General features: G+C 72.1%; 4 protein-coding genes. 3 read left to right on the top strand and 1 reads right to left on the bottom strand.

Annotated elements, in window-relative coordinates; genetic code table 11:
• The 3 genes from AC08OX_RS14930 to AC08OX_RS14920 all read left to right on the top strand — a co-directional run.
• Positions 1 to 1,498 (top strand): DUF3516 domain-containing protein (locus AC08OX_RS14930; RefSeq protein ID WP_476608367.1); only part of this gene is annotated, 1,498 nt, incomplete at its 5' end.
• 77 nt (positions 1,499 to 1,575) lie between these two features.
• Positions 1,576 to 2,442 (top strand): SAM-dependent methyltransferase, encoded by an 867-nt coding sequence (locus tag AC08OX_RS14925; protein WP_476608366.1) that lies wholly within the window; start codon positions 1,576 to 1,578, stop codon positions 2,440 to 2,442.
• Positions 2,443 to 2,660: 218 nt separating this feature from the next.
• Positions 2,661 to 3,296 (top strand): response regulator, encoded by a 636-nt coding sequence (locus tag AC08OX_RS14920; RefSeq protein WP_476608369.1) that lies wholly within the window; start codon positions 2,661 to 2,663, stop codon positions 3,294 to 3,296.
• 73 nt (positions 3,297 to 3,369) lie between these two features.
• On the opposite strand, the gene AC08OX_RS14915 is transcribed toward AC08OX_RS14920, so the two are convergent.
• Entirely contained in the window at positions 3,370 to 4,887 is a 1,518-nt protein-coding gene (locus tag AC08OX_RS14915) for a bifunctional aminoglycoside phosphotransferase/ATP-binding protein (protein WP_476608368.1), read from the bottom strand.
• Positions 4,888 to 4,900: the final 13 nt, after the last annotated feature.

Raw genomic sequence — 4,900 nt, 5'->3', positions numbered from 1 at the left:
GCTGCTGTCGGCACGGGAGTTCCATCAGATCGCCGGGTGGGCCGGGCGGGCCGGCTACGACCCGGTCGGCAACGTCGTCGTGCAGGCCCCCGAGCATGTGATCGAAAACGAACGCGCGTTGGCGAAGGCCGGGGACGATCCGAAGAAGCGACGCAAGGTGGTCCGCAAGAAGCCCCCCGAGGGCAGCGTCGGGTACGGCCTGGCGACGTTCGAACGGCTCATCGCGGCCGAACCCGAGCCGTTGACCTCCCAGTTCACCGTGAACCACGCGATGCTGCTCAACGTGATCAACCGGCCGGGGGACGCGTTCGCGTCGATGCGCCACCTGCTCACCGACAACCATTCGGATCGCGCCACTCAGCGCCGGCTGATCCACCGGGCGATCGCGATCTACCGGGCGCTGCTGGCGGCCGGGGTGGTGGAGCGCCTCGACACCCCCGACGAGCTGGGCCGCGGCGTGCGGGTGACGGTGGACCTGCAGCTCGACTTCGCGCTCAATCAGCCGCTGTCCCCGTTCGCGCTGGCCGCGCTGGAGCTGCTCGACCCGGCCTCCCCCTCCTATGCGCTGGATGTGCTCTCGGTGCTGGAGGCGACCCTGGACAATCCCCGGCAGGTGCTGCACGCCCAGCTGTCGAAGGCGAAGGGGGAGGCGGTCGCGGCGATGAAGGCCGAGGGCGTCGACTACGACCGGCGGATGGAGCTGCTGGAGGAGGTCAGCTATCCCCAGCCGCTGGCGGAGCTGCTGGGCGCGGCGTTCGCCCTGTACCGGCGGGGGCATCCCTGGGTCGACGACTACGAGCTGGCGCCGAAGTCGGTGGCGCGGGAGCTCTACGAGCGGGCGATGACGTTCGCCGAGTACGTGGCGTTCTACGGGCTGGCCCGCTCGGAGGGGCTGCTGCTGCGCTACCTGGCCGACGCCTACAAGGCGCTGCGCCAGACGGTGCCCGAGGACGCCCGCACCGAGGAGGTCGTCGACCTGACCGAGTGGCTGGGGGAACTGGTCCGCCAGACCGACTCCAGCCTCCTCGACGAGTGGGAGCGGCTGAGCAACCCGGCCGGGGACGGCGCGGGCGCCACGGCGGGCACCACGGCGAGCGGTGGTGGCGTCGACGAGCGGCCACCGGCGGTCACGGGCAACATCCGGGCATTTCGGGTGTTGGTGCGCAACGCGCTGTTCCGCCGGGTCGAGCTTGCCGCGCTGCGCCGCTACGACACGCTTGGCGAGCTCGACGGCGGGTTCGACGCCAACGGGTGGCGGGCGGCGTTGGAGCCGTACTTCGCCGAGCATGGCGAGATCGGCACCGGTCCGGACGCGCGGGGGCCGGGTCTGCTCATCCTCGACGAGAAGCCGGGGACGCCGGGGACGTGGACGGCGCGACAGATCTTCGACGACCCGGCCGGGGACCATGACTGGGGCTTCAGCGCGGAGATCGACCTGACCGCCTCGGACGAGGCGGGAGTCGCGGTGGTCAGGGTCACCGCCATCGACCGATTCTGACGCCCGTAAAGGGACACGAATCCGCCCCCGCTAGGGTATTTGGTGAGGATCGTCCAATTACCAAGGGGCTGATTGCGGTGACGAGCGCGGACCGACACGACCCAGAGGTCGGGCAGTGGTGGAAGAGCCTTGCGGAGGAACGCAGCCCGGTCGACCTCAGGACCGACCAGCCGCACGCGGCCCGGATGTACGACTACTTCCTGGGCGGCAAGGACAACTTCCCCGTTGATCGGGAGGCGGCCGAGCAGGCACGGGCCGCCTTCCCGGGCGCCAGCATCGCCGCGGTGGAGAACCGGGCGTTCCTGCGCCGGGCGACCCGGTTCCTGGCCACCGAGGTCGGGATCCGCCAGTTCCTCGACATCGGCACCGGCATCCCCACGTCCCCGAACCTGCACGAGATCGCCCAGGGCATCGCCCCCGACGCCCGGATCGTCTACACCGACAACGACCCGATCGTGCTCGCCCACGCCCGGGCCCTGCTCGCCAGCACCCCCGAGGGCCGCACCGCCTACCTCGACGCGGATCTGCGCGACCCGGAGCGCATTCTGGCCGCCCCGGAACTGCGCGACACCCTCGACCTGACTCAGCCGGTCGCCCTGTCCATGATCGCGATCTTCCATTTCATCCCCGACGCGGATGACCCCTACGGCATCCTCGGCCGGCTGCTGGCGGCCCTGCCGTCGGGCAGTTATCTGGCGCTCACCCACGCCACCGCCGACGTCAACCCCGGCATGGAGCAGCTCTTCATCACGTACCGCTCCCGGGGCATCCCCGGGCAGCAGCGCACCCGGGCCGAAGTGGAACGGTTCTTCGCCGGCCTGGAGCTCATCGATCCCGGGGTGGAGATGGTCCATCGGTGGCGGCCGGAGGAGCCCGCCGCCGAGGGCGAGGGGCCGACCGATGCCGAGGTCAGTGTCTACGGCGGCGTCGCCCGCCTCGGGTAGCCATCTCGGGTAACCGCCGGCTCTCACCGGTTGTGCGGCCGCCAGCCGTTGCGGGCCCCGGGCCGGGGGCGGTGCGCTCACGCGGGCGGGTTCACCCGGGTGCGCCGGACGGCTCGAACGGGCCCGCCCGCACCCGCGCACCCTCCCGGCACCATGCCGAACCGGTCCGGGCGACGACCATGGACGGTATCGTCGGCACCGTGAGTATCGTCGGCACCGTGGGCACCGTACGGGTCTTCCTCCTGGACGATCATGAGATCGTCCGGCGTGGCATCCGCGAGATGCTCTCCGAGAACGGTGACATCGAGGTTGTCGGAGAGGCGTCCACCGCGGCGGAGGCACTGCGCCGGATCCCGGCGACGAGGCCGGACGTGGCCGTGCTCGACGCCCGCCTCGAAGACGGCAACGGTATCGACGTCTGCCGGGATCTGCGCTCGGCGCACCCCGAGATCGGCTGCCTGATCCTCACCTCCTACGACGACGATGACGCCCTGTTCGCCGCCATCATGGCCGGGGCCGCCGGCTACCTGCTCAAGCAGATCAGGGGCACGGACCTGGTCGGCGCCATCCGGACAATCGCCGCGGGCCGTTCCCTGCTCGACCCGGCCGTCACCCAGCGGGTCCTCACCCGGTTGCGGGAGGGCCCGGCCGAGGACCGCAAGCTTGCCACCCTCGGCGAGCGGGAACGCCAGATCCTCGTCCTCATCGCGGAGGGGCTGACCAACCGGCAGATCGCCGGGCGGATCCACCTGTCCGAGAAGACGGTGAAGAACTACGTCTCGGCCATCCTGGAGAAGCTGGAGCTGTCCAGCCGCACCCAGGCCGCCGTGTACGCCACCCGCATCGAGAAGTGACGGCGCCCGGAAACGCGCCTTGAAGCGTGACAGCGCCGCGCGGGGATGGTCGCGCCGGACCCGCCGGGCGACGTCAGTCGAGGTGGGCGAGGACCGTCTGCAGGGCCTCGGCGACCGGGACGGCGGTGCGTACCACCGTCGCCGACGGCCAGGGGTCGGCACGGGCCGCCATCGCCCGGTGGATGGCCATCGTCGCCTCCGACGGGTCGGTGCCCGCGGCGGCGCGGCGCCCGATCCGGGCGGCCGCCACCTCCGGTGCCGTCACGCAGTGCAGCTCCACCAGGTCGGCGCAGACGCTTGCGGCGAGCTCGGCGGCGGCCCGGCGGTGACGCGCGCTCGACCAGGATGCGTCCAGCACCACCCGTTCCCCGCGGGCGAGAGCCGCCTCGGCGCGGCGCAGCATCTCGGCGTACGTCGCGTCGGTGATCTCGGGGGCGTAGCGCCCGGTGCCGAACCGCGGGTCGCCGTCCGCGGGGTCGGAGGTCGCGGGGTCGGAGGTCGCGGCAGGCCCGCCCTCACGCAGGGGCATCCCGGTCAGCTCCTGGCGGATCACGTCGGAGCGCAGCAGCACCCAGCCGTCACCGACCCTGGCCAGCCGGCCGGCCAGGGTCGTCTTGCCCGTCCCGGGTAGCCCGCCGACCACGACGAGCTGGACCCGGCCGGCCCGCAGATGACGGTGGGCGACGGCCAGCAGCCGGCGGGCCTCCTCGGCCGCGTCGGGATCACCCTGCCCGCCCCGGATACAGGTCACCTTCGCCCGGACGAACGCCCGGTAGGCGACGTAGAGATGCTGCAACGACCGCGGGTGCACCTCGCCGCTGAACTCCCGGTAGGCGTCGAGGAACTCGGTGGCCTCCTCCGGCGCGCCGAGGCGTTCCAGATCCATCGCCAGGAACGCGACGTCGCCGAGGACGTCACCGAAGCGCAGCCGCGGGTCGAACTCGATGCAGTCGAGGATGCGGGGTCCGTCGCCGAGGCAGTAGATGTCGTCGGCGAGCAGGTCGCCGTGCCCGTCGCGGATCCACCCGGCGCGCACCCGATCGCCGAGCAGGGTCTCCCGGCCGGCCAGGTAGCGCAGCGCCAGTTCGCCGATCTCGTCGACCACCGCCGCGTCCAGCAGGGTGCCACGGTAGGGGGAGATGCCTTCCAGGCCCTCCCGCCACAGCCCCTCCAGGGTCGCCCGGTGCCCCGCCACCGCGATCTCCGGTGAGGTCTCGCACCGCTGGTGGAACACCGCCAGCGCCCGAGCGACCGTGCGCAGTGCCGGGCCGACCCGGCTGCGCCTGCGCACGAGGGTGGACAGCCGCCGGCTCGCCGGCATCCGCCGCATCACGACCAGGTGGTCGATCACCTCACCGGTGTCGTCGAGGAGATCGGCGACCCCCAGGTAGACGTCGGGGGCCAGCCGGCGGTTGAGCGCGACCTCCGACCGGCAGACCGACTCCCGGGTGCGGCGGTCGGTGAAGTCGAGGAAGCCCAGGTTCACCGGCTTCTTGCGCTTGTACACGCGATCGGCGGCCAGGTGCAGCGTGGCGCTGTGCGTCTCGTAGGTCTCGAACGTCTCCAGCTCGGACAGGTACAGGGCGCGCAGCCGGGGCTGGGCT

Source organism: Frankia sp. CoBUL1, from assembly GCF_978021245.1.
Note: the sequence above shows the minus strand (reverse complement) of the source record. Positions and strands in the feature narration are given on the sequence as shown.